Origin of the sequence: uncultured Flavobacterium sp. (assembly GCF_963974175.1) — a bacterium.
Lineage (GTDB): Bacteria > Bacteroidota > Bacteroidia > Flavobacteriales > Flavobacteriaceae > Flavobacterium.
This window is the reverse complement of sequence record NZ_CAXBBR010000001.1, coordinates 71,114-93,724: the sequence shown is the minus strand read 5'-3', so window position 1 is coordinate 93,724 and position 22,611 is coordinate 71,114. Positions and strand designations below refer to the sequence as shown.

At 34.1% G+C, this 22,611-nt stretch carries 17 protein-coding genes; 12 read left to right on the top strand and 5 right to left on the bottom strand.

The window, feature by feature from the left end:
- Nucleotide 1: 1 nt before the first annotated feature.
- Complete coding sequence (locus AAC069_RS00360) at nucleotides 2-1,276, top strand: O-antigen translocase (protein ID WP_339918568.1); 1,275 nt, start codon at nucleotides 2-4, stop codon at nucleotides 1,274-1,276.
- Here AAC069_RS00360 and AAC069_RS00355 read toward each other — a convergent pair.
- Complete coding sequence (locus AAC069_RS00355; RefSeq protein WP_339918567.1) at nucleotides 1,273-2,409, bottom strand: glycosyltransferase; 1,137 nt, start codon at nucleotides 2,407-2,409, stop codon at nucleotides 1,273-1,275. The genes AAC069_RS00360 and AAC069_RS00355 overlap by 4 nt on opposite strands.
- A gap of 41 nt (nucleotides 2,410-2,450) precedes the next feature.
- Here AAC069_RS00355 and AAC069_RS00350 point away from each other — a divergent pair, with 41 nt between their 5' ends.
- Nucleotides 2,451-3,533 (top strand): glycosyltransferase, encoded by a 1,083-nt coding sequence (locus tag AAC069_RS00350; RefSeq protein ID WP_339918566.1) that lies wholly within the window; start codon nucleotides 2,451-2,453, stop codon nucleotides 3,531-3,533.
- A 5-nt stretch (nucleotides 3,534-3,538) separates the two neighbouring features.
- A complete protein-coding gene (locus tag AAC069_RS00345) occupies nucleotides 3,539-3,946 on the top strand; it encodes an FdtA/QdtA family cupin domain-containing protein (protein ID WP_339918565.1) in 408 nt (135 codons plus the stop codon).
- Here AAC069_RS00345 and AAC069_RS00340 read toward each other — a convergent pair.
- Genes AAC069_RS00340 through AAC069_RS00330 form a run of 3 tightly spaced genes read right to left on the bottom strand, consistent with a single transcriptional unit; the run spans nucleotide 3,929 to nucleotide 6,429 of the window.
- Entirely contained in the window at nucleotides 3,929-4,855 is a 927-nt protein-coding gene (locus AAC069_RS00340) for a glycosyltransferase family 2 protein (protein ID WP_339918564.1), read from the bottom strand. The genes AAC069_RS00345 and AAC069_RS00340 overlap by 18 nt on opposite strands.
- Nucleotides 4,856-5,746 (bottom strand): glycosyltransferase family A protein, encoded by an 891-nt coding sequence (locus AAC069_RS00335; RefSeq protein WP_339918563.1) that lies wholly within the window; start codon nucleotides 5,744-5,746, stop codon nucleotides 4,856-4,858.
- A complete protein-coding gene (locus tag AAC069_RS00330; protein ID WP_339918562.1) occupies nucleotides 5,746-6,429 on the bottom strand; it encodes an ATP-binding cassette domain-containing protein in 684 nt (227 codons plus the stop codon). Before AAC069_RS00330 ends, AAC069_RS00335 begins: the two co-directional genes overlap by 1 nt.
- 278 nt (nucleotides 6,430-6,707) lie before the next feature.
- On the opposite strand from AAC069_RS00330, the gene AAC069_RS00325 reads away from it, so the two are divergent.
- The 3 genes from AAC069_RS00325 (at nucleotide 6,708) to AAC069_RS00315 (ending at nucleotide 12,502) form a co-directional block, all read left to right on the top strand.
- Nucleotides 6,708-9,722: a tetratricopeptide repeat protein gene (locus AAC069_RS00325; protein ID WP_339918561.1), complete on the top strand. Its 3,015-nt coding sequence runs from the start codon at nucleotides 6,708-6,710 to the stop codon at nucleotides 9,720-9,722.
- A gap of 63 nt (nucleotides 9,723-9,785) precedes the next feature.
- Nucleotides 9,786-10,652, top strand: coding sequence for a PhzF family phenazine biosynthesis protein (locus AAC069_RS00320; protein WP_339918560.1), 867 nt, complete (start codon nucleotides 9,786-9,788; stop codon nucleotides 10,650-10,652).
- Nucleotides 10,653-10,747: 95 nt separating this feature from the next.
- Nucleotides 10,748-12,502 (top strand): TonB-dependent receptor, encoded by a 1,755-nt coding sequence (locus tag AAC069_RS00315; protein ID WP_339918559.1) that lies wholly within the window; start codon nucleotides 10,748-10,750, stop codon nucleotides 12,500-12,502.
- 74 nt (nucleotides 12,503-12,576) lie between these two features.
- Here the strand turns inward: AAC069_RS00315 and AAC069_RS00310 are convergent, their stop codons facing one another.
- Nucleotides 12,577-13,122, bottom strand: a complete 546-nt coding sequence (locus AAC069_RS00310) for a DUF2911 domain-containing protein (protein ID WP_339919011.1) — start codon at nucleotides 13,120-13,122, stop codon at nucleotides 12,577-12,579.
- Between the two features lie 227 nt (nucleotides 13,123-13,349).
- Between AAC069_RS00310 and AAC069_RS00305 the strand changes: the two genes are divergently transcribed.
- From AAC069_RS00305 to mdh, 6 genes are all read left to right on the top strand, one after another.
- Nucleotides 13,350-13,799, top strand: coding sequence for a hypothetical protein (locus AAC069_RS00305; protein ID WP_339918558.1), 450 nt, complete (start codon nucleotides 13,350-13,352; stop codon nucleotides 13,797-13,799).
- Nucleotides 13,800-14,022: 223 nt separating this feature from the next.
- Nucleotides 14,023-15,699: an asparagine synthase B gene (asnB, locus tag AAC069_RS00300; RefSeq protein WP_339918557.1), complete on the top strand. Its 1,677-nt coding sequence runs from the start codon at nucleotides 14,023-14,025 to the stop codon at nucleotides 15,697-15,699.
- A 248-nt stretch (nucleotides 15,700-15,947) separates the two neighbouring features.
- A complete protein-coding gene (locus AAC069_RS00295; RefSeq protein WP_339918556.1) occupies nucleotides 15,948-17,573 on the top strand; it encodes an amidohydrolase in 1,626 nt (541 codons plus the stop codon).
- A gap of 186 nt (nucleotides 17,574-17,759) precedes the next feature.
- Nucleotides 17,760-19,376, top strand: coding sequence for an asparagine synthase B (gene asnB / locus AAC069_RS00290; protein WP_339918555.1), 1,617 nt, complete (start codon nucleotides 17,760-17,762; stop codon nucleotides 19,374-19,376).
- A 178-nt stretch (nucleotides 19,377-19,554) separates the two neighbouring features.
- Nucleotides 19,555-21,498, top strand: coding sequence for a DNA topoisomerase (ATP-hydrolyzing) subunit B (gyrB, locus tag AAC069_RS00285; protein ID WP_339918554.1), 1,944 nt, complete (start codon nucleotides 19,555-19,557; stop codon nucleotides 21,496-21,498).
- Between the two features lie 46 nt (nucleotides 21,499-21,544).
- Nucleotides 21,545-22,480 (top strand): malate dehydrogenase, encoded by a 936-nt coding sequence (gene mdh, locus AAC069_RS00280; protein WP_339918553.1) that lies wholly within the window; start codon nucleotides 21,545-21,547, stop codon nucleotides 22,478-22,480.
- The last annotated feature ends 131 nt before the right edge of the window (nucleotides 22,481-22,611 follow it).

The window sequence follows — 22,611 nt, the reverse complement described above, 5'->3', positions numbered from 1 at the left end:
TTTGGAAGTTTTGAAAAAAATATACCGGTCACAGCTATTTAAAATTAGTTCTTTAAATAGCTTAAGTATTATATTAAAAATAGGAATTGGGTTAGTTACGTCTAAATTGTTGGCAGTTTTTGTTGGACCAAGTGGCATGGCTTTAGTTGGGAATCTCAGAAATTTTATGACTTCAGTAGAAAGTGTTTCTACTTTGGGTTTCCAAAACGGAATTGTGAAATATGTAGCCGAGATCAAAGAAGACAAGCCGAGTCTTCAAAAATTATTGTCCACTGTTTTTATATGTTTAGTTTTTGTTGCTATTCTTTTAAGTGGTGTTTTGTTTTTCTTTGCCGCATTTTGGAACCAAGAAATATTTGGAAATAAGTACCAATATAAGTCTGTTTTCAAAGCCTTAGCTTTAGCCTTACCTTGGTATGTCGTCTCTATCTTTTTAATTTCCGTTCTGAATGGTTTAGGCAGTTTTAAAAGAGTAATTTGGACTAACAGTATTGGAAATGCTATCGGATTACTAGTTTCGATAGTTTTAATTTTGCAGTATAGAACCTTCGGAGCATTATTAGCGATTGTTGTTTCACCAGCTTTATTGTTTTTTTTTAGTTTCTATTTTGTCAACAAAGAAATTGATATTTTTAAATCAATTAGCCTTTCCGCTTTTGATTTAAAGATCATAAAAAGTATGTCTTCTTATTCTCTTATGGCATTGGTTTCATCCGTTTTAGGGCCTTTAATTTTTCTTGCGATACGAAATAATATTATTCAAACGTTAGGTTATAGTCAGGCGGGTTATTGGGAAACGATGATGCGTATTTCGACGTATTATATGCTTTTTGCAAGTACTATTTTGACAGTTTATTTTTTGCCTAAACTTGCTGTCGCCAAAAATAATCAGGAAACGAAAACCATTTTTTGGAGTTTTTATAAAGGGATATTACCCGTTTTTATTTTAGGAGTGACTATTGTTTATTTCGCTCGTTTTTTTATCGTTAAATTACTTTTTACTCAGGAGTTTTTACCGGTGACCACTTTGTTCTTTTGGCAGTTAGTAGGAGATGTATTAAAAGTAGCCTCGTTGATTTTAGGCTATCAGTTTTTTGCAAAAAAAATTACAGTAGCCTTTATTTTTACTGAATTGCTATCTCTTTCTATCACATACTTCTCCAGTATATTCTTAGTCTCAATTTATGGGCTAGAAGGGATTGTAATGGCGCATGCCTTGACGTATTTCATGTACTTAATATTGCTTGGGGTTTATTTTAGGAAAAGCTTGTTTTAGCTTTCAGACCAAGTTGTTATGTACCGCTCAGAAATCTTGACATAATCATGCTCTTTTTCTATAAACGCTCTGGCACGTTGGCCAATTGCAATAATTTCATTTGGGTTTTCAATTAGTAAGGATAATTCATTAACCAGATAATCTACATCAGCGATGGCATTGATAACTACTTTAGCGGACAGTTTGTAATGCTCTACGAATTGTTGTTCCGCGCCCGTAAAAACCACCTTTCCTTTAGCCATAGCTTCTAAGGCGTTGTAACCTTGGTCGTGAGCATACGCCTGGTCTAGTAAAATATGCGCTTTATTATAGGAATGAATGTAGGTGGCATAAGGAACATCTCGGGTTGTAATAACTTCTATTTTGTCCCCGTATTTAGACTCGATTATTTTTAATGCTTTTTCGAAAAAATCATTTCCTTTTTTATGGTAATTTACGGCGTTGATTCCGTGAAAAATGATGATTTTATCTTCGATTTCTAATGGCTTAAAATTAATTTTAGTGGTGTTGATTGGATTGGGAATTAGACCTAAATATTTTGGATTTTGAAGCAAAGGAAAATGGTAATCCATATCAGAGGCAATAATGCCCTTAATGTTTGAGTAAATAAATTGATGAAGTTTCTTAAACGATTTTGTTTTGAATTTCAATACGTTTTCGAAGCTTTTTGTACTTATTCGACCTAATAAATATGCTTGAATTACCGATTTGTAAGTAGGGTTTTCAAAGCAGTATTTTACGTTTAAATAGTCATAACCAGAAGATAGCAAGAAAGTTTTGGCGTTGTTGCTGAAGAGGTGTTTTAGAATTTTTTTTTCATGAAAAAAGTTGCAATAAAAGCTGTTTTCGTTGATAAGCTGAACTACATCAAAACCGGTAAAGTGATTTTTATGTTTTTTAAATTGTCTGTAAGTCAAATACGAGCTGACATCAAAACCAGACAGCAAATGAATTCCAACTTTTAATTTTTTTAAAAAACCACTATCCCATTTTTTCTTAATTGGGTAGTCAATTGGGTAATTTTTAAAGCCATCTTGGTGTCCTACAATGGAAACTTCATGACCCAGTTCCAGCAAGCCTTCTTTAAGGGAGTTATGTAACCTACTAAATTCACCAACAAGTAAAACTTTCATTTATATGTATATTTGACAAATATATTTACTTTTAGACAGGAATGATAAAAAACAAAAATAAAGTCGCTATAATTTCGACCGCATTAGCAAATGGGGGAGCGGAAAAATTTGCTTCGTTGTTGAGTTTTATGTTGGAAAATTTAAATATCGAAGTGCATACTATCATTATAAATGATGCCGTTGACTATGAATATGCAGGTGAGTTGTTGAATTTGGGAATAGATAGTGAAAATCGATTTTCTTTTTTAAAGAAAACAAAAAAGGGATATCTATTAAATCGTTATTTAAAGGAGAAACAGATTAGTTGCGTTATCGATAATAGACCCCGAAATAATCTGCTTAGAGAATTAATCACTAATTGGATTTATGGAAGGAGAAAAAAGATCGTTATCGTTCATAGTTTTAAATTAGGAAACTACTTTCCAAAGTCTGTATTTTGGTCTCAGTTTTTATATCGAAAGACTGCAAAGATAGTATGTGTTTCAAGTGCTATTGAAAAAGAGGTGAAACTGAAATTTGATTTAAAGAATACCAAGACAATACATAATCCTTTTGACTTTTCTAGAATACAAATTAGTAAGGATACTGCGACTACTGTGGATTACATCTTATTTTTTGGGCGATTTGATGAAAAAGTAAAGAATATCAGCTTAATGCTTGAATCTTTTTTTATCTCCAAATTGTTCGAACAGGGAATTAAATTAGTACTAATGGGAGAAGGTCCTGATTTAATCCGAATTGTAGATTCGATTAAAAGATTTCAACTGGAAGACTATGTGACAATCTTGCCTTTTAATAGGAATCCGTTTGATATTGTTAAGAATGCTAGATTTACGGTTTTAACGAGTCAGTACGAAGGTTTTCCAATGTCGATTGTAGAGTCCTTAGCATTAGGGACTCCGGTTGTTGCTGTGGATTGTAATTCAGGGCCAAGGGAAATAATAATCCATGAGTATAATGGATTATTAGTAGAAAACTATAATGCTATTAATCTCGCAGCTGCCTTTAACTGTATGGTTTCAGATCGCGAGTTGTATGCTTTTTGTAAAAAAAATGCTGCCAAAAGTGTTGCGCATTTATCTTTAGAAACGATTTCAAAACAATGGGAATCCATTTTACACTAAAAACAATGACAACTAATAATGATGTTCAATTAATTGAAATTCCAAAAATTAAAGACCGCAGAGGTAATCTTTCGGTAATTGAAGGAGATACTATTCCTTTTGACGCTCAAAGAGTATATTATTTATATGACGTGCCTGGTGGAAGTAGAAGAGGAGGCCATTGCCATATTGAGCAGCAAGAGTTTTTAATCGCACTGAGCGGTAGTTTTGATGTGGTGTTAAAAGATGGAAAGTCTAAAAAAGTGATGACACTTAACAAACCTAATATTGGACTGTTGATTGTAGACGGGATTTGGAGAGAATTAGAAAACTTTTCTTCGGGAGCCGTTTGTTTGGTCATGTCGTCAGCTGTATTCGATGAAGCCGACTATATCCGCAACTATAAAGATTTTAAATTATTTAAAAACCGATGAGCCAAAACCATAGTTAGTTAAAACTGTTTTTAAAGGAATTAATTGTTTCAAAATAAAAGAGGGAAGTAGTAATAGTATCCTTTTTTTTGATTCTAAATTTTTTAAGTCAATGGCGTCGTAATAATTTTGAAAGAGTGTTTTGTTTCCGGCTATTTTATGTTTTATGGCTAACGAAAACCGATTCAAATCAAGAAATATTTTTAATTCAGGATTTGATTTTTCCTCTTCTTTGAATTTTGAAAAATCAACTTTAGTGTCTAAATAGTTTTTATTCTTTGATAGACTTTTATCATCATAAACGTACCTCGCTAAAATTTTCCAAGAAAAAAGTACGGGATATTTTAACCCAATACGAATCCACATATCTGTGTCTTGGCCGCTTTTTATTTGGGTGTCAAAAGTTCCTATGTCTTCAAAAACCGTTTTTTCAAAAACAGCACAGGAAGTACATATTATCGTTTCCTTAGTACTTGCGGTAAAGTAATTTACAATTTCATAATCTCCCGTTTTTGCTATTGCATAGTATGCTGGAAATATGCTTTGTGAAGTTTCGATTTCTATTGCTGCTGAAAAAACTTTTATGTCAGGGAAACTATTTAATCTTACGAACATTTCTTCTAAAAATGTAGGATACCAATAGTCGTCAGCATCTATAAAGCTAATGTAATTGGATTGCGCCTTTTCGATTCCGTAATTTCTTGCTGATGAGGCTCCTCCGTTTTCTTTTGTGAAATAGCGAATTCTGGGATCATCAAATGTTGCAATTAGCTTTTCGCTATTGTCTGTCGAACCATCATTTACAATCAGGATTTCAAAGTCAGAAAAGCTTTGTTCCAGGACGCTTTTTAAAGTGGCTTCGACAAAGGTTTCTTTATTAAAAAGGGGGATTATGACCGAAAAGAAAGGCATCTATTTACTGTTTAAGGAACAAAAATAGCCTATTTTGTAGATGTCAAATGCAATTAGAGACGGTTTTTTTGAAGTCAGGTTTTCTTCCAGTTTAAATTGAAGTCTTCGAAATAATTTTGAAACGATATAATCCATTTTGAAAAAGCAAAGTGTTTTATACAATTGAGTTATTTTGCTTTGTTTTGTGATTGCAGGATTATTTTTAGAAAGAGATAAAAGTGTTTGAAGAGCTGTTTTGGTTTTTGAAAGGAATACTTCAGATGTCTCTATATTCAGATGAAATACTGGGTTCTCTATCTGTTCAATGGTGATATTTCGATGCTGTAAAGCGGCAATAAAAGAATAGTCTTCATAACCGTACGAATCAATTTTTTCATCAAACAAAATCGTTTCAAAAACAGATTTTTGTATCAGAAGATTAGAAACGAAAGTTGATTTATAGGGATTTTTTTTTCTTTCAGATAAAGGAATAGCTTCTCGACTCTTTCCAAATACCCATCGCAATAATTGCTGGTCAGTTGGTTTTTTCTTGGCGTAAAGCAACCCTCCAAAAAAAGCTTTTTTAGTAGCTAATTTAATTTGGTAGATATAATTCGAAATAAAATCAGAGCTTTTAGGAAAGGTGTCACAGTCCAAAAAAAGTAACCAATCCTTTCTAGATTTAGAGGCTAGTAAATTTCGAATTGAACTTCTCCCGATGTTTTTGGGCAATTCATTATAGATACAATTTGATAAAAATTGAATTTCACCGTTATTTGATTGATAATCCTGTGAGGCATCATCAACACAGATAATCTCAAAATCAATCTTGGATTCCAAACACTGAGAATGCAATTCTAACACTAATGGATAGGCATTGTAATTGTAGATTGGAACAAGGATAGAAAGCATTACACCGTTCTTTGAACTACTTCGTATATTTTAGTGTCTTCGCATTTCAATGTTTTTGATGGGAACTTCATCAATAATGCATAATCATGAGTAGCCATTATTATTGTTTTTCCGTTAGCATTGATTTTTCTCAATACCTCAAGCACTTCAGCGCTTGTTTGTGGGTCTAGATTTCCTGTTGGCTCATCGGCAAGGATAAGCTCTGGGTCATTAAGCAAGGCTCTGGCAATGGCGACACGTTGTTGTTCTCCACCTGAAATTTGATGTGGCATTTTGCTAGAGTATTCTTTCATTCCAACTTTATCCAATACCTCGTCAATTTTTCGATCCATCTCATCTTTAACAGTCCATCCTGTAGCTTTAAGCACAAATAACATATTGTCTTTAATAGTACGGTCCGGTAATAGTTTGAAATCTTGGAATACGATACCTATTTTTCTTCTCAAAAATGGGATATCATCTTCCTTTAGGGATGCTAAATCAAAATCTACAATGTGTGCTTCACCTTCTGTCAATGGCATGTCAGCATAAAGCGTTTTCATCAAACTACTCTTTCCTGATCCTGTTTTTCCAATGATGTATAAGAATTCACCACGGTTTACGTCCAAATTAATATTAGATAAAATCACTTTATCTTCTTGATGAATGGTTACGTTTTTTAAAGACAGTATAGCTTGAGACATAATTAGCATTTGTTTATTGGGTAAAAGTAATAAGATAACGGTTGTATTCAAAATAAATTTCATGTAATAAGGCGGATTTGCCCGAATATAAATGCGCGAACGGATAATGATCGTTATCGAAATCTAAATGATCGTGGATTTGTGGTTTTTAAAAAGAGGTTGAAGTAGTGTTAAGTACTTAAAATGGCATTGTTAAAACATTTGTTCATAATAAAACCGAAAGTGGATTCGTTATAGACCATAGAATATGATACATTTGAATATTAAATAAAAATAAAATGCGTAAACTTTCTTGGCTTCTCTTTTTAGTGCTTTTTGTTGCATCTTTTTCTGTTTCGGCACAAAAGTCAACAATATATACCCATGATTTAAAAGATTTTAATAGAGCCCTTTCCTTGTTTAATGACGGGCAATATGCTTCTGCTAAAATTATATTTGAAAAAGTAAAATCGGAAAGCGACAATGACGAACTAAAGTCTGATTGTTCCTATTATGATGCGACTTGCGCCATTCGTATGAATCAGGCTAATGCTGACATGCTTATGGAGCGTTTTGTTTCAGATTATCCTACAAGCGCCAAGAGTAATCAGGCATTTATAGAAGTGGCGCATTATTATTTTGACCAAGGAAGCTATCCTCAAGCTCTACAGTGGTTTGAAAAGGTAAATGAAAGTCAATTGAGTGCTAGCGATAGAGATAAATTTAATTTCCAAAAAGGATACAGTTTTTTTAATTCGAAAAATAAAAAAGAAGCAACTACTTATTTTAATAAGGTTGTAAACTCTCAAGAATACGGTTCGCAAGCCAAATATTATTTGGGTTTTATGGCTTATGAAGGTGATGACTATAAGGAAGCAACGAAGTATTTTGATGCTGTATCCGGTGAAGAAAAATACAAAGAAAAGCTTTCGTATTACCAAGCCGACATGAATTTTAAACTGGGTAATTTTCAAAAAGCAATAGAGCTAGGTGAAAAAGCAATGGCTAAATCGAATGCTGTAGAAAAATCGGAGCTGAATAAAATCATTGGGGAGAGCTATTTTAACCTAAAAAAATACGAGCAGTCGATTCCTTATTTGGCGGCATACAAGGGCAAAAAGGGCAGATGGAATAATACTGATTTTTACCAATTGGGTTATGCTTATTACAAGCAAAATGATTTTGAAAATGCTATTTCGCAATTCAATAAAATTGTAAGCGGAAAAGATTTTGTAGCACAAAATGCTTACTATCATTTAGGAGAAAGTTACCTGAAGTTAGACAAGAAACAAGAGGCTTTGAATGCTTTTAAGAATGCTTCCGAAATGGCATTTGACACTTCAATTCAGGAAGATGCGAGTTTAAACTATGCAAAGTTAAGTTATGAAATCGGGAACTCGTACCAAAGTGTACCTGCTGTTTTATTGGGCTTTACCAAAAAATATCCTAATAACGCTAGTCGTTCTGTAGTGGAGAAATTGTTGATTGATTCCTATATCTCTTCAAAAAATTATAAGGAAGCATTGGTTTTATTGGAGAAAAATAAAAGCCCTGAGAATAAGTTGGCGTATCAAAAAGTTACTTTTTACAGAGGATTAGAATTATATGCTGATAGAGACTATGCAGAAGCATTAAAAATGTTTAAGAAATCTATCGATGGGCAAGTTGATGCAGCCATGACAGCTAGAGCTACTTTCTGGAAAGCAGAAACGGAGTATGTTTTAGATGATTATAAAAATGCATTATTGAGTTTTAGACAATTTTCAGGATCGTCTCGTGCTTCATCTGCACCAGAATATAAAAACATCAATTACAATATTGCCTACACTTATTTCAAATTGAAAGAATACGATCAGGCGGCAACTTACTTTCAAAACCAAATTGAAACAGTAAAAGACGATAAAGTGCGATTGACTGATTCTTACTTGAGATTAGGAGATTGTCAATTTGTAACCTCAAAATATTGGCCTGCAATGGATGCCTACAATAAGGCAATCGATATGAAAGGTGTCGATGCTGATTATGCCTTTTATCAAAAAGCAATTTGCTATGGTTTTGTTGCCAAAAATGATAAAAAAATCGAAGAATTGAATTCCTTTTTACAATTGTATCCAAGATCAAATTATAGAGACGATGCCATGTACGAATTGGCTAACACTTATGTTGCGAGCGGGAAACAAGATTTGGCTTTGAAAACATTTGATCGCTTAATTTCTGAATTTAAGAACGGATCTTATACTGCAAAATCTATTTTGCGTCAAGGATTAATTTATTATAACTCTGATAGAAATGCGGATGCTTTAACTAAATTTAAAAAAGTAGCATCTGATTTTCCTAAAACTCCTGAGGCACTTGAGGCGGTTTCAACGGCACGATTGATTTATGTTGACGGTGGAAGAGTAGCTGAATATGCAACTTGGGTAAGAACTCTAGATTTTGTTGCAGTTACCGATGCGGATTTAGATAATGATACCTACGAATCAGCATTAAAACAATTTGAGCAGAACAATAACAAGCAGGCTATTTCTGGATTTATGTCGTACACTGCCAGTTTTCCAAGAGGAATACATTCTTTACAGGCTAATTTCTACTTGGCGCAAGCATACTTCGCTGAAGGATTGCAAACCAAATCCATTCCTAATTATGAATACGTAATAGGACAGCCGAGAAGTGAATTTACGGAACAATCTTTAGCTCGTTTGTCTCAAGTTTTATTGAAAAACAATGATAATGCAAAAGCGATTCCCGTATTGCTTCGTCTAGAGAATGAAGCTGATTTTCCTCAAAATAAAGTGTTTGCACAATCTAATTTGATGAAATGTTATTATGATAAAAAAGACTATTCAAACTCAGTTATTTATGCTGATAAAGTTTTGAGTAATCCTAAAACGGATGACAATGTAAAAAGTGATGCGCAAATTATCATTGCTCGTTCTGCAATGCAAACAGGTGACGAAGCAAAGGCGAGATCAGGGTATGCGAAATTACTAACGATTGCCAAAGGAGAATTAGCGGCAGAAGCGTTGTACTATGATGCATATTTTAAAAATAAAGACGGAAAGTTTGAGGTTTCAAATACAGCGGTGCAAAAATTGGCTAAAAATTATTCAGGTTATCGATATTTTGGAGCCAAAGGTTTGATTCTAATGGCCAAGAATTTCTACGGATTGAAAGATAGTTTTCAAGCAACCTATATTTTAGATAATGTAATTGAAAATTTCACTGATTTCCCAGATGTAATTTCCGAAGCGAAAAGAGAATTGGATGCGATTAAAACAGAAGAGTCTAAAACAAACTCATCGATTGTAAAATAAAAATGAAGTAAGGGAAATCATTGTTGATTGCCTATTATAAATTTTTAAAATAATTCATAAAAAATGAACATTCCTTTTTACATCGTTGATGTTTTTTCAGACAGCAAGTATGCTGGGAATCAATTGGCAGTTTTTTTAGATGCTGAGAATATAGCGGAGGATCAGATGCAGAAAATAGCTGCTGAAATCAATTTTGCGGAAAGCACTTTTATTACTAAAATGAATCCTGATGAGGCTACTGCGCAAATTAGAATATTCACTCCAGTAAAAGAGATGCAGTTTGCAGGACATCCTATTATAGGGACGTCATGGGTATTGATGAATAAAATTTTTAAGACTAATCCTCTAAATTGTACGGTAACTGTTCCTATTGGTCCAATTCCGGTTTACCAGTCAGAAGGTTTAGTATGGTTACAAGCAGCTCAACCAGAATTTTTTGATATTTTTTCAAAAGATGATTTTGTGTCTTTCAGTAACTTAGAATTGAATGACTTTGATAGCCGATTTCATATTCAAGAAGTCACTACCGGTAGTGCTTTTATAATGGTGCCTGTTAAAGATAAAAAGACACTTGAAAAAATTGAACTGGATAAAAGCAAAGCAGAGAAGTGGCTAAAGGATCATTGTAAAACAGCGCATCAGGTATTATACTTTTTTTGCCTCGAAGATAGTGAGCTTTGCAGTAGAATGTTATGTATCGAAAAAAATCAGTTGATAGAAGATGCTGCTACAGGAAGTGCAAGCAGCTGTTTGCAAGCGTTTCTTTTAAAATATCATTCTCCTATGATTAATATAATAAATAATCAAGGAGAGTTTATTAATAGGCCTTCACAAATTTTTTTCGAAGGAAAATTATCTGCTGAACATTTCGATATCAAAATCGGTGGCAAGACGCAACTCATTGCAAAAGGAGAATGGGAAATAGAATAGCAGCAAAACACTAGTTAGAAAAAATAATAAGAAAAGAGAATAACAGGAGGTTAAGATAAGAACGTTTCTTCTTAACTCTAAAAAAATAATAAAATATGAAATTCAATTTCCAAAATAAGATTAGCATTGCCGTTTTACTAATGGTACTTCAGATTTCTTTTGCTCAAAAGAAAGAAGAAAACATTGGCTCTGAGGTTGTAAACGTAGTAAAGCCATATACACCTGCCATTTCGGATGCTTTCAAAGTACAAGAGACTCCTGTTCTTGATGATGAAGGGAATGCTAAAAAAGAAACTATTAAATATTCTATTTTCTCTTTTCCTGTAGCTTCTACTTTTACACCTTCAAAAGGAAAAGCGGAAGGTGTAGATAAAACAAAACAAGAGCATATGTATAATAATTATGCTACGCTGGGATTTGGAAATTACAGAACATTAAATGCTGAATTGTTTGTTAACCAAGAACTGGATAACAATGATTATGTAGGCGGAATGTTTCGTCATCTGTCTTCACAAGGTGGAATAACTGGTGTGGAGCTAGACGACCGGTTTTATGATTCATCTATCGATTTGACTTATGGGGCTAATTATAATAATATGTCTTGGAATGTGGATTTAGGCTATAAAAACCAAATCTATAACTGGTACGGATTACCAGAAAATTTTGGTACTTCTTTAAACCCGGCGGATAGATCGGATTTGATTTATGGAATTGATCCGCAGCATACTTATAATACGATTTCTTTTGGTGGTAAAATTGATTTTAATGAAGGCATATTAAATGAAGCAAGCATGAAGTTTAACCGTTTTACGGATGCTTTAGGTTCTGCTGAAAACAGATTTTATATCAAGCCGTCCTTACAATTTGATGTTATGGAAGAGTCGATTAAAACAGATATAATAGTTGATTACGTAGGAGGAAGTTTCGAAAATAATTATTTAAAGACTAATACAGAACCTTTAAAATATGGGTATACGAATTTTGGAATAGCTCCTAGTTTTGTAATGCAAAAGGAGGATTGGACCTTGAATATTGGAGCTAAAGTATTCTATAGTTTAGATAATGAAAACAGTTGTAATAAGCTTTATGTGTATCCTAATTTTAACGCTTCTTACAAGGTGGTTGGAGACTTAATGATTTTTTATGCCGGTGCCGAAGGGAACTTAGAACAAAATTCTTATCTGGATTTTGCCAATGAGAATTTATACTTATCTCCAACGTTGAATATTGTACCTACAGACATGCAATATGATGTTTTTGCTGGTTTGAAAGGAAAGATAGTAAATAATGTGAGTTATAATATTCGTGGTTCTTATGTAAATGAAAGAAATAAGGCATTGTATAGAAGTAATGATTATAATGAAAATGTATCAAACGAAGATTATGCCTATGGGAATTCATTTCAAGTCGTTTATGATGATATGAAAACGGTGAGTTTCTCAGGAGATTTGAAAGCTAATTTTTCAGATGATGTGACTTTTGGAGTTAGCGGAACTTTTAGTAGTTATACAAATGATGTGCAGCAAGAAGCTTGGAATTTACCAACGATTAAATTAAATTCTAATATCGATTTTAATATAACTACAAAATGGTTTGCCGGAGCAGCTGTTTTTTATGTAGGGGAACGTAAGGATATGAAATTCAATACTAATTTCACAGTGGATTCTAGTCCAATTACTTTAGATAGTTATTTTGATGTAAATGCGCATGTAGGTTATAAATACAATGCGCAATTGACTGGGTTTGTAAGAGCTAATAATATTGCGAACCAAGCTTATCACAAATGGTTGAACTATCCAGTACAGGGTTTTCAAATAGTGGTAGGAGCTAATTATAAATTTGATTTTTAATCGAATTTACTTCTAATGCATAAAAAAATAGGCTTCCCGATAAGGAAGCCTATTTTTTTATGTTTAATAAATTATTATTCTGTGAAAGGAATAGCAATTCTTACTTTGTCCCAGCCCATATTCAATTCAATTCCTTTATCCGTTTTGGTGAAAACCATAGAAAAAGACTCCAATGAATCAGTGCCTTCAGTTACTGGAACTTTTAATCGAGCAACATCATTAGCTTCTTTGTAGAAGTAGGAACCCCAAACATTCAAATCTTTACTAATAATTATAGTGTAGCTGTCTTTTTCTGGAATAGCATATAAAGTATAAGTACCTGCCTTTACTTTAGTTTCTCCTAATTTCATGTCTTTGTAAAGCGTTATTTCTGCAGCTTCATTTGCACCTGTTCTCCATACTTTCCCCGCTGGAGCAAGTTCGTTTAAACTACGTCCTTTTAGTTGCGGTCTGCTGTAGGTTACTTTTGCAAGTTTGTCAGCATTTTTATAGTCTGTTGGGTATGAAGCCACATCCATAGGGCTTTTATCAAGATCAGGGAATTTTTGAGCATTTGCATTTGATGATAGTAGTATCGTAAAAGCAAAGGCAATTGTAGTAATCAATGTCGATTTTTTCATAGTTTTCATTATACAGGTTTAAATGTTAAAATTAGTATTTCAATCAAATGTAAAGTTAGAAATTCCTATTAAAACTCACTACAAATTCTGAAAAGGATTCTAAAAAAAGTTGTTGGACTCTATAATAATAACATAACTTTGGTAGCTGTAATCCAAAGTAGCGCTGGTGCTCTAGAAGCTTAAAGTGCAGAACTCATTTGCATTATCCGTATTTAAAATTTATAATTATGACTTTCAAACAAAAGATATATCAGTATTACTCACAACTCGTTCAAGACAGAATTGATGTTTTTAGAGATATGATTGTGGCGCTTACTGAGGATTCTAAAAATGATGCTAAAGGTTCTGCTGGAGACAAGCATGAGACGGCGCTATCGATGATGCATCTCGAGCAGGAAAAATTGAATAATAAACTACGAGAAGTGGTCGCGCAAAAGGCAATCCTTGATAAAATTGACTCTTCTAAAATTGCTGGAACCATAGTAGTAGGGAGTTTAGTGAAAGCTAACGGAATATATTTATATCTTAGTCTAGCATTGCCTAAAATTAATATAGAAGGCGTTAATGTTATTGCGTTGTCTCCACAATCACCATTAGGAAACAAACTGATGGGAAATACAGTTGGCTTTACATTCGAAATAAATACTACAAAGTATTTGATAGAGGAGATTGCATAGTATCCATTCTAATTAGTCCTCATAGATGCTTTTAGAATACTTTATGAAATTACTGTTTTCAACTTGGAAACTATTCTCGATGTTCTTTTAGTTACAGTTTTAAGTCTAATTTGCAATTATTGCTTATATTTATAACCAAATAGGTTATTTGTGTTTTGTAATTGTAACTGTAATTGCATCTTTGCCTTATCAAAATAAATGAAATAGTTAAAAATATATAGTTATGTGTGGAATAGTATGTGCCTTTGATCTAAAACAGAAAGCTGAAGTTTTAAGACCGCAAGTATTAGAAATGTCTAAAATCATTCGTCATCGTGGACCGGACTGGAGTGGGATTTACAGTGATGAAAAAGCAATCATGTCTCATGAGCGTTTGGCAATTGTTGATCCTGCTTCAGGGAAGCAACCGTTGTTAAGCGAAGATGGAAAATTGATTTTGGCTGCAAATGGTGAGATATACAACCACAGAGAATTGCGTAAACAATTTGAAGGAAAATATAACTTTCAAACGGAAAGTGACTGTGAAGTTATTCTAGCGCTTTACAAAGAGAAAGGGCCTCATTTTATTGATGAAATGAATGGAATCTTTGGATTTGCTATTTACGATGTTGATAAAGATGAATATTTTATTGCTCGTGATCATATGGGGATTATTCCATTATACATTGGTTGGGATCAACATGGAACTTTTTATGTAGCTTCAGAATTAAAAGCACTTGAAGGATATTGTACAAAAATTCAATTGTTTCCTCCAGGTCACTACATGACGAGTAAAGATGGTGAGTTTGTACAATGGTATAAAAGAGAGTGGACTGATTATGATGCTGTAAAAGACAACGAAACAAACATACAAGATATTAAAGTAGCGCTTGAAGCTGCGGTTCACAGACAATTGATGAGTGACGTTCCTTATGGAGTATTGCTTTCTGGAGGGTTAGATTCTTCTATTACTTCGGCTGTAGCCAAAAAATATGCTCAAAAACGTATTGAATCAGGAGATACAGCTGATGCTTGGTATCCACAATTGCACTCTTTCTCTGTAGGTCTTGAAGGTTCGCCAGATTTAGCTGCAGCTCAAATTGTAGCAGATCATATTGGAACGATTCATCACGAAATTAAATTTACAATTCAAGAAGGTTTAGATGCGGTTAAAGACGTAATTTATAACTTGGAAACATATGATGTAACTACAATTAGAGCATCAACTCCAATGTGGTTGATGGCAAGAGTAATTAAATCAATGGGGATCAAAATGGTACTATCTGGTGAAGGTGCTGATGAGTTGTTTGGAGGTTATTTGTATTTCCACAAAGCGCCAAATGCACGTGAATTCCATGAAGAAAATGTACGTAAATTAGGAAAACTACACATGTACGATTGTTTAAGAGCTAACAAAAGTTTAGCTGCTTGGGGAATTGAAGGACGTGTACCATTCTTAGATAAAGAGTTCATGGATGTAGCTATGCGAATCAACCCACAAGACAAAATGATTAACAAAGAGCATCCAATGGAAAAATGGGTAGTTCGTAAAGCTTTTGAAGAGATGTTGCCGCCAAGTGTTGCTTGGAGACAAAAAGAGCAGTTTAGTGATGGAGTAGGATATGGTTGGATTGATAAATTGAAAGAAGTAGTAGCTGTTGAGGTGACAGATGAGCAATTAGCAAATGCAAAATTCCGTTTCCCGTTACAAACACCTACGTCTAAGGAAGAATATTATTACCGTTCTATTTTCCATGAGCATTTTCCAAGTGATGCTGCAGCCTTATGTGTGCCTCAGGAAGCTAGTGTGGCCTGCAGTACAAAAATCGCATTGGAATGGGATGAAGCATTCAAAAATATGAATGATCCTTCTGGAAGAGCAGTTGCTAATGTGCATTCTGATGCTTATGCAAAAGTGTAGTTTAAAGTTTATTTATAATTAGTTAAGGAAACGTTCTCATTTATGAGAGCGTTTTTTTGTTTTTAACTAGTGCCTAGTGAAGCTATTTTATTTTTTGTTAAGTACTGATTTTTCTTGCGCGCCGAGGCTGGGATCAATTAAATTGAAGTAAAAAGTGAAATTTAGAATTTGGGTTCTATCTAAATAATAGGGAGTAGTTTTTTTTATTTGCTCTTCTTTTTTATATTAGCCTATCTAAACCGCACAATATGAAACGTTATATTTTAATTCTTACTTTATTCTCTCTTGTTTCTTGTCTAAAAAAGGACAAAACTGATGTAGATTCCATAATTACTGATGCCACGATATATACTGTAAACAATTCTTTTGATCGATCAACGGCTATGGCTGTTAAAGATGGTAAAATAGTTGCCATTGGTACAAATGACGAGATACGTAATAAGTTCAAATCTAATACTATCATAAATGCGAAGGGCAAGTTTATCTATCCAGGTCTAATTGATGCACACTGTCATTTTTACGGTTATGGACTTAGTTTGCAAGAAGTCGATTTACGTGGTACTAAAAGTATGAATGAAGTGATAAGCCGTATTCAGGCTTTTCAAAAAAAGAAAAATCTTAAATTTATTGTTGGAAATGGTTGGGACCAAAATGATTGGGAAGTTAAAGAATTTCCGTCTAAAGCAATTTTAGACAAGTACTTTCCTAACATTCCCGTAGTGCTTAATAGAGTTGATGGTCACGCGATAGTCGTGAATAGTAAAGTTTTGGCATTAGCCAATATTACTAAAGACACAAAAACAATTGGCGGACAGATCGAAATTGTAGATGGCGAACCAACGGGGATTTTAATTGATAACCCAATGGAGTTAGTGTTTAATATAATTCCAAAGCCAAGCAGGAAAACACAAATAACGGCATTGTTGGATGCTGAAAAAATAATGTTCGAATATGGGTTGACTACGGTAAATGATGCTGGTTTAGATCCTCAGGTGATTGATTTAATCGATAGTTTACAAAAGGCTAAGGCGATGAAGCTTAATGTTTATGCAATGATTACGGTTAATCAAAAAAACATGGATTTATATCTAAAAAAAGGGATTTACAAAACCGATAATCTGGATGTTCGTTCTTTTAAAATGTATGGTGACGGAGCCTTAGGTTCTCGCGGAGCCTGTATGCATAAGCCATATTCAGACAGTCCTGATCAGTTTGGCGCATTAATTACTCCTATTCCTGATATGAAAGTGATTGCCAACAGAATTGCAGCTTCCGATTTTCAATTGAATACACATGGAATTGGTGATTCTGCAAATACAGTAATATTGAAAGTATATAAAGCGGCTTTAGAAGGTAAAAAGGACAGACGTTGGAAAATCGAGCATGCACAGGTAATACAAGAGGCTGATTTTGATTATTTTAAATTGGGAATTATTCCTTCGGTTCAACCTACGCACGCTACTTCAGATATGTATTGGGCAGGGCAGAGAGTAGGAAAAGAGCGTTTAAAGAATGCTTATGCATATGAAAAATTACTTCAAAAAGCAGGAGTTATAGCCTTAGGTACTGATTTCCCTGTTGAAGAGGTGAATCCAATGCTTACTTTCCATGCTGCAGTTGCCAGAAAGGACAGTAAAGGATATCCCAGAGATGGTTTCCAGATGGAAAATGCTTTAACTCGAGAAGAAACCATAAAAGGGATGACAATTTGGGCTGCTTATTCTAATTTTGAAGAAAAAGAAAAAGGTAGCCTAGAAGTGGGTAAATGGGCAGACTTTGTTATGTATGATAAAGATATTATGAAAGTAGAAACCAGTGAGATTTTAGGAATGAAGCCTTCGAATACCTATTTAAAAGGAATTAAAGTCAAATAAACGAAGTGTTTAAAAGGAGTACTTATATTTATATTCTAATACTTCAGATCGTATCTATTTTAATTTCATTTTTAATGAACTTACTTGTTTTTGGTTATAAAGTATAACTAAATTACACACTTGTGTTTTGTATTTGTAACTGCTAACGCATCTTTACATGTTCGAAACAATGATAATTATAAAATTATGTGCGGAATATTAGCCATTATAGGAAAAGGAAAAGATGCTGAACTAGTAAAGGAGCTTTCAAAAAGGATGTCGCACCGTGGCCCAGACGAAAGTGATTTGCATGTTATGGAAAACGGTTCTATTTTAAGTCACGAACGTTTGTCGATCATCGACTTGCATTCGGGTAAACAACCTATTCAAGGAAGTACTACTGCCTATGTGGTTCATAATGGTGAGGTTTACAATCATCAAGAACTAAGAGAAGGTATATTGAAAGAGCACACTTTTAGAACAAAATCTGATTCGGAAGTAATTGTTCGTTTGTACGAAGAATTTGGCAATGATTTCTGTAATATGCTAGATGGTGATTTTGCTTTTGTAGTGGTGGATGGTGATAATTATATGGCAGCAAGAGATCCATTAGGAGTAAAACCCTTATACTATGGATTAGATGAGCGAGGGAGGATTTATTTCGCTTCAGAAATGAAATCTATTGCAGATCAGTGTAAAACGTTTTCTACATTTCCTCCGGGGCATTTTTATACAGGTAAATCGGGGTTTGTAAAATATTACCGACCAGAATATGAAGATTATTTAAATGCAAATCAAGAATTAGATTTGGTAAGCATAAGAGAAAGTTTGACAGAAGCAACTCGAAAACGCTTGATGGCCGATGTGCCTGTTGGGGTTTTACTTTCTGGAGGATTAGATTCGTCATTAACGTCGGCAATTACAGCAAGAATTTACGCTAAGCAAGGAAAAAAAGTACATTCGTTTTCTATTGGTCTAGATGCTACAACGCCAGATGTGTTGGCGGCCAAAAAAGTGGCTGATTTTATAGGAACAGAACACCATGAAATTTATTTTACAGTTGAACAAGGGATAGCATTGTTAGACAAGTTAATTTGGAATCTAGAGACTTATGATATCATTTCGGTAAGAGCAAGTGTACCAATGTATTTTTTATCGAAAGCGATAACTGATTTAGGAATTAAAGTTGTGCTTTCTGGAGAAGGAGCAGATGAGGTTTTTGGAGGCTATTTGTACTTTAGTAACGCACCATCTGCAGGGGAATTTCAAAAAGAAACAATAGAAAGAGTTCAAAAATTATTTACTGCCGATTTGTTACGAGCAGATAAGTCGACTATGGCTCTAGGATTAGAAACTAGAGTGCCATTTTTAGATAAAGACTTCTTAGATGTTGCTATGAGGGTTAAACCAGAAGAAAAGCAGCCTAAAAAGTATAATAACAAAGAAAAGTATATTTTAAGAAAAGCATTTGACACTCCCGAGGATCCTTACCTGCCTGAAGAAGTTTTGTGGAGACAAAAGGAGCAGTTTAGCGATGGAGTAGGATATAGCTGGATTGATCAATTAAAAGCCTATTGTTCGACACAAGTGACCGATTCGCAATTGGCAGCTGCGTCAGTTGAGTTTCCGTACAATCCGCCAACTACTAAAGAAGCGTATTTATATAGAACCATTTTCCATAAACACTTCCCGCAAGTTAGCGCTGCTCAAACAGTTAGAAAATGGATTCCTAGATGGCAAGAAAATGAAGATCCTAGCGGAAGAGCAAATGCTGCTCACATTGATGCGGCTTCAGAAATGGCTAAAGCTGTAGCTAAAGTTTAAATAAAAATATTATTTTGATATAATAGAAACGTTCTCCTGTTTGAGAGCGTTTTTTTATGTGAAAAAATCAACAATATGTTAATAACTTAACAGCTTAAAAAGCTATTTTAACGGTAATATAGTTTACATTTTTATATATTTGCGTGTTAGACGAAATTACATTATTAGAATAAATCATATGAGCGAAGAAATCAAGAAGGACAATTATTCAGCAGATAGTATTCAGGCATTAGAAGGAATGGAGCATGTAAGAATGCGTCCATCGATGTATATTGGAGATGTGGGGGTTCGCGGACTTCACCATTTAGTTTATGAAGTAGTGGATAACTCGATCGATGAGGCGATGGGAGGTCATTGTGATACCATTACTGTTGATATTAATGAAGATGGATCTATTACGGTTGAAGATAATGGTCGTGGTATTCCGGTAGGAATTCATAAAAAAGAAGGAGTTTCAGCATTAGAAGTTGTAATGACTAAAATTGGTGCTGGAGGAAAATTTGATAAAGATTCTTATAAAGTTTCTGGTGGACTGCACGGTGTTGGGGTTTCGGTAGTGAATGCGCTGTCGAATCATCTTACGGCTACTGTTCATAGTAGTGATGGAAAAGTGTACCAACAAGAATATGAAAAAGGAAAAGCGCTATATCCAGTAAAACAAATTGGGGAAACGACAAAAAGGGGGACGATAGTTACTTTTTACCCTGACAATACTATTTTTACTCAAACAACAGAGTTTTCATACGATACTTTATCTGCTCGTATGCGTGAATTGTCATACCTTAATAAAGGAATTACAATTACATTCACAGATAAAAGAGAACTTGATAAAGACGGAAATTTTGTTTCAGAAATTTTTCATTCTGATGAAGGATTAAAAGAATATATTCGTTATTTGGACGGAAATCGTGAGCCTATTATTGCACATGTGATCTCTATGGATAATGAAAAAGGAGAAATTCCAGTAGAGGTTGCTTTGATATACAACACAAGTTATACGGAAAATATCTTCTCTTATGTAAACAATATCAATACGCACGAAGGAGGAACGCACTTGCAAGGTTTTAGAACAGGTCTAACTAGATCTCTTAAGAAATATGCAGATGCTTCAGGAATGTTAGATAAATTAAAATTTGACATCTCTGGGGATGATTTTCGTGAGGGACTTACAGCTATTATATCTGTAAAAGTTGCAGAACCACAATTTGAAGGACAAACTAAAACGAAACTTGGAAATAGAGAGGTTGTTTCTCCAGTAAGTCAAGCGGTAGGTGATATGATTGAAGCTTATTTGGAAGAAAACCCAAATGATGCTAGAATCATTGTTCAAAAGGTAATTCTTGCAGCGCAAGCTCGTCACGCGGCTAAAAAAGCACGTGAAATGGTCCAACGTAAAACCGTAATGGGTGGTGGTGGATTGCCAGGAAAATTATCTGATTGTTCAGAGCAAGATCCTGCAAAATGTGAAGTGTATCTTGTCGAGGGAGATTCGGCAGGTGGTACGGCTAAACAAGGTCGTGACCGTGCTTTTCAAGCTATTTTGCCATTACGTGGTAAAATTTTGAACGTGGAGAAAGCAATGCACCATAAAGTTTTTGAAAACGAAGAGATTAGAAATATATTTACAGCACTTGGAGTTACTATAGGTACTGAAGAGGACAGTAAAGCATTGAACATTTCTAAGTTGCGTTACCATAAAGTAATTATTATGTGTGATGCCGATGTCGATGGTAGCCACATTTCCACTTTAATATTAACATTTTTCTTCAGATTTATGAAGGAACTAATCGAAGAGGGGCATGTCTACATAGCTGCACCGCCTTTATATTTAGTTAAAAAAGGAAATAAGAAAGAATACGCTTGGAATGATCTTCAACGTGATCAGGCCAATGAAAGAATGGGTGGAAGCGCAGGTATTCAACGTTATAAAGGTCTTGGGGAAATGAATGCAGAGCAATTGTGGGAAACTACGATGGATCCAAGTTTCAGAACCTTGCGTCAGGTAACTATTGATAGTTTAGCTGAAGCGGACAGAGTTTTCTCTATGTTAATGGGGGATGAAGTACCACCAAGAAGAGAATTTATTGAAAAGAATGCTGTTTATGCGAATATTGACGCATAACTAAATTATAAGAATCAACTAACTAACCAGAAACACATATATAAAGATGAAAGTTACTATTGTAGGAGCAGGAAATGTAGGAGCAACTTGTGCAGACGTAATTTCTTATAGAGGAATTGCAAGTGAAGTAGTATTATTAGATATTAAAGAAGGTTTTGCAGAAGGTAAAGCGTTAGATATTATGCAATGTGCTACAAATACAGGATTTAATACCAGAGTTTCTGGTGTTACTAATGATTATTCTAAAACCGCTGATAGTAGTGTGGTAGTTATTACTTCTGGGATTCCTAGAAAACCAGGAATGACTCGTGAAGAATTGATAGGAATTAATGCAGGAATCGTAAAAACGGTTGTTGAAAATGTACTAGTTCATTCGCCAAATGCTATTATAGTAGTGGTTTCAAATCCAATGGATACAATGACGTATTTGGCTTTAAAGTCTACTGGATTGCCAAAAAACAGAATTATAGGAATGGGTGGAGCTCTTGATAGCTCTCGTTTTAGAACATATTTGTCAATGGCTTTGGGAAAACCGGCTAATGATATTTCTGCAATGGTTATAGGAGGACATGGTGATACTACAATGATTCCTTTGACACGCTTAGCGTCTTACAATGGAATTCCAGTATCTCAATTTCTTTCAGAAGAGGCTTTAGAAAAAGTAGCTGCTGATACTATGGTGGGAGGAGCTACGCTTACAGGTCTTTTAGGAACGTCAGCTTGGTATGCGCCAGGAGCATCAGTTGCTTATTTGGTGGATAGTATTTTGAATGACCAAAAGAAAATGATTGCTTGTTCTGTTTTTGTTGAAGGGGAATACGAGCAAAATGATATTTGCATCGGTGTACCTTGTATAATAGGTAAAAATGGTGTTGAAGAAATTATTGAAATTGAGTTGAATGATAAGGAAAAGGCCGTGTTTGCTAAAAGTGCAGTTGCCGTTCGAGCAATGAACGATGCGCTTAAATCGATTTTAGACTAATTAATATCTTATATAATAAAGAAGACTGCACTTTAGCAGTCTTTTTTTTGAGATTAATTAATAAATAAATTGGTTAATCTTAACCTTAATTATATATTTGCTCGGTTAAAAAAAAATAATATAATTCTTGA

Bases quoted from the DNA above. Each gene is read 5' to 3' on its own strand.
- AAC069_RS00355 (WP_339918567.1), bottom strand. From the start codon at position 2,409: ATGAAAGTTTTACTTGTTGGTGAATTTAGTAGGTTACATAACTCCCTT.
- AAC069_RS00350 (WP_339918566.1), top strand. From the start codon at position 2,451: ATGATAAAAAACAAAAATAAAGTCGCTATAATTTCGACCGCATTAGCA.
- AAC069_RS00345 (WP_339918565.1), top strand. From the start codon at position 3,539: ATGACAACTAATAATGATGTTCAATTAATTGAAATTCCAAAAATTAAA.
- AAC069_RS00340 (WP_339918564.1), bottom strand. From the start codon at position 4,855: ATGCCTTTCTTTTCGGTCATAATCCCCCTTTTTAATAAAGAAACCTTT.
- AAC069_RS00335 (WP_339918563.1), bottom strand. From the start codon at position 5,746: ATGCTTTCTATCCTTGTTCCAATCTACAATTACAATGCCTATCCATTA.
- AAC069_RS00330 (WP_339918562.1), bottom strand. From the start codon at position 6,429: ATGTCTCAAGCTATACTGTCTTTAAAAAACGTAACCATTCATCAAGAA.
- AAC069_RS00325 (WP_339918561.1), top strand. From the start codon at position 6,708: ATGCGTAAACTTTCTTGGCTTCTCTTTTTAGTGCTTTTTGTTGCATCT.
- AAC069_RS00320 (WP_339918560.1), top strand. From the start codon at position 9,786: ATGAACATTCCTTTTTACATCGTTGATGTTTTTTCAGACAGCAAGTAT.
- AAC069_RS00315 (WP_339918559.1), top strand. From the start codon at position 10,748: ATGAAATTCAATTTCCAAAATAAGATTAGCATTGCCGTTTTACTAATG.
- AAC069_RS00310 (WP_339919011.1), bottom strand. From the start codon at position 13,122: ATGAAAAAATCGACATTGATTACTACAATTGCCTTTGCTTTTACGATA.
- AAC069_RS00305 (WP_339918558.1), top strand. From the start codon at position 13,350: ATGACTTTCAAACAAAAGATATATCAGTATTACTCACAACTCGTTCAA.
- asnB (WP_339918557.1), top strand. From the start codon at position 14,023: ATGTGTGGAATAGTATGTGCCTTTGATCTAAAACAGAAAGCTGAAGTT.
- AAC069_RS00295 (WP_339918556.1), top strand. From the start codon at position 15,948: ATGAAACGTTATATTTTAATTCTTACTTTATTCTCTCTTGTTTCTTGT.
- asnB (WP_339918555.1), top strand. From the start codon at position 17,760: ATGTGCGGAATATTAGCCATTATAGGAAAAGGAAAAGATGCTGAACTA.
- gyrB (WP_339918554.1), top strand. From the start codon at position 19,555: ATGAGCGAAGAAATCAAGAAGGACAATTATTCAGCAGATAGTATTCAG.
- mdh (WP_339918553.1), top strand. From the start codon at position 21,545: ATGAAAGTTACTATTGTAGGAGCAGGAAATGTAGGAGCAACTTGTGCA.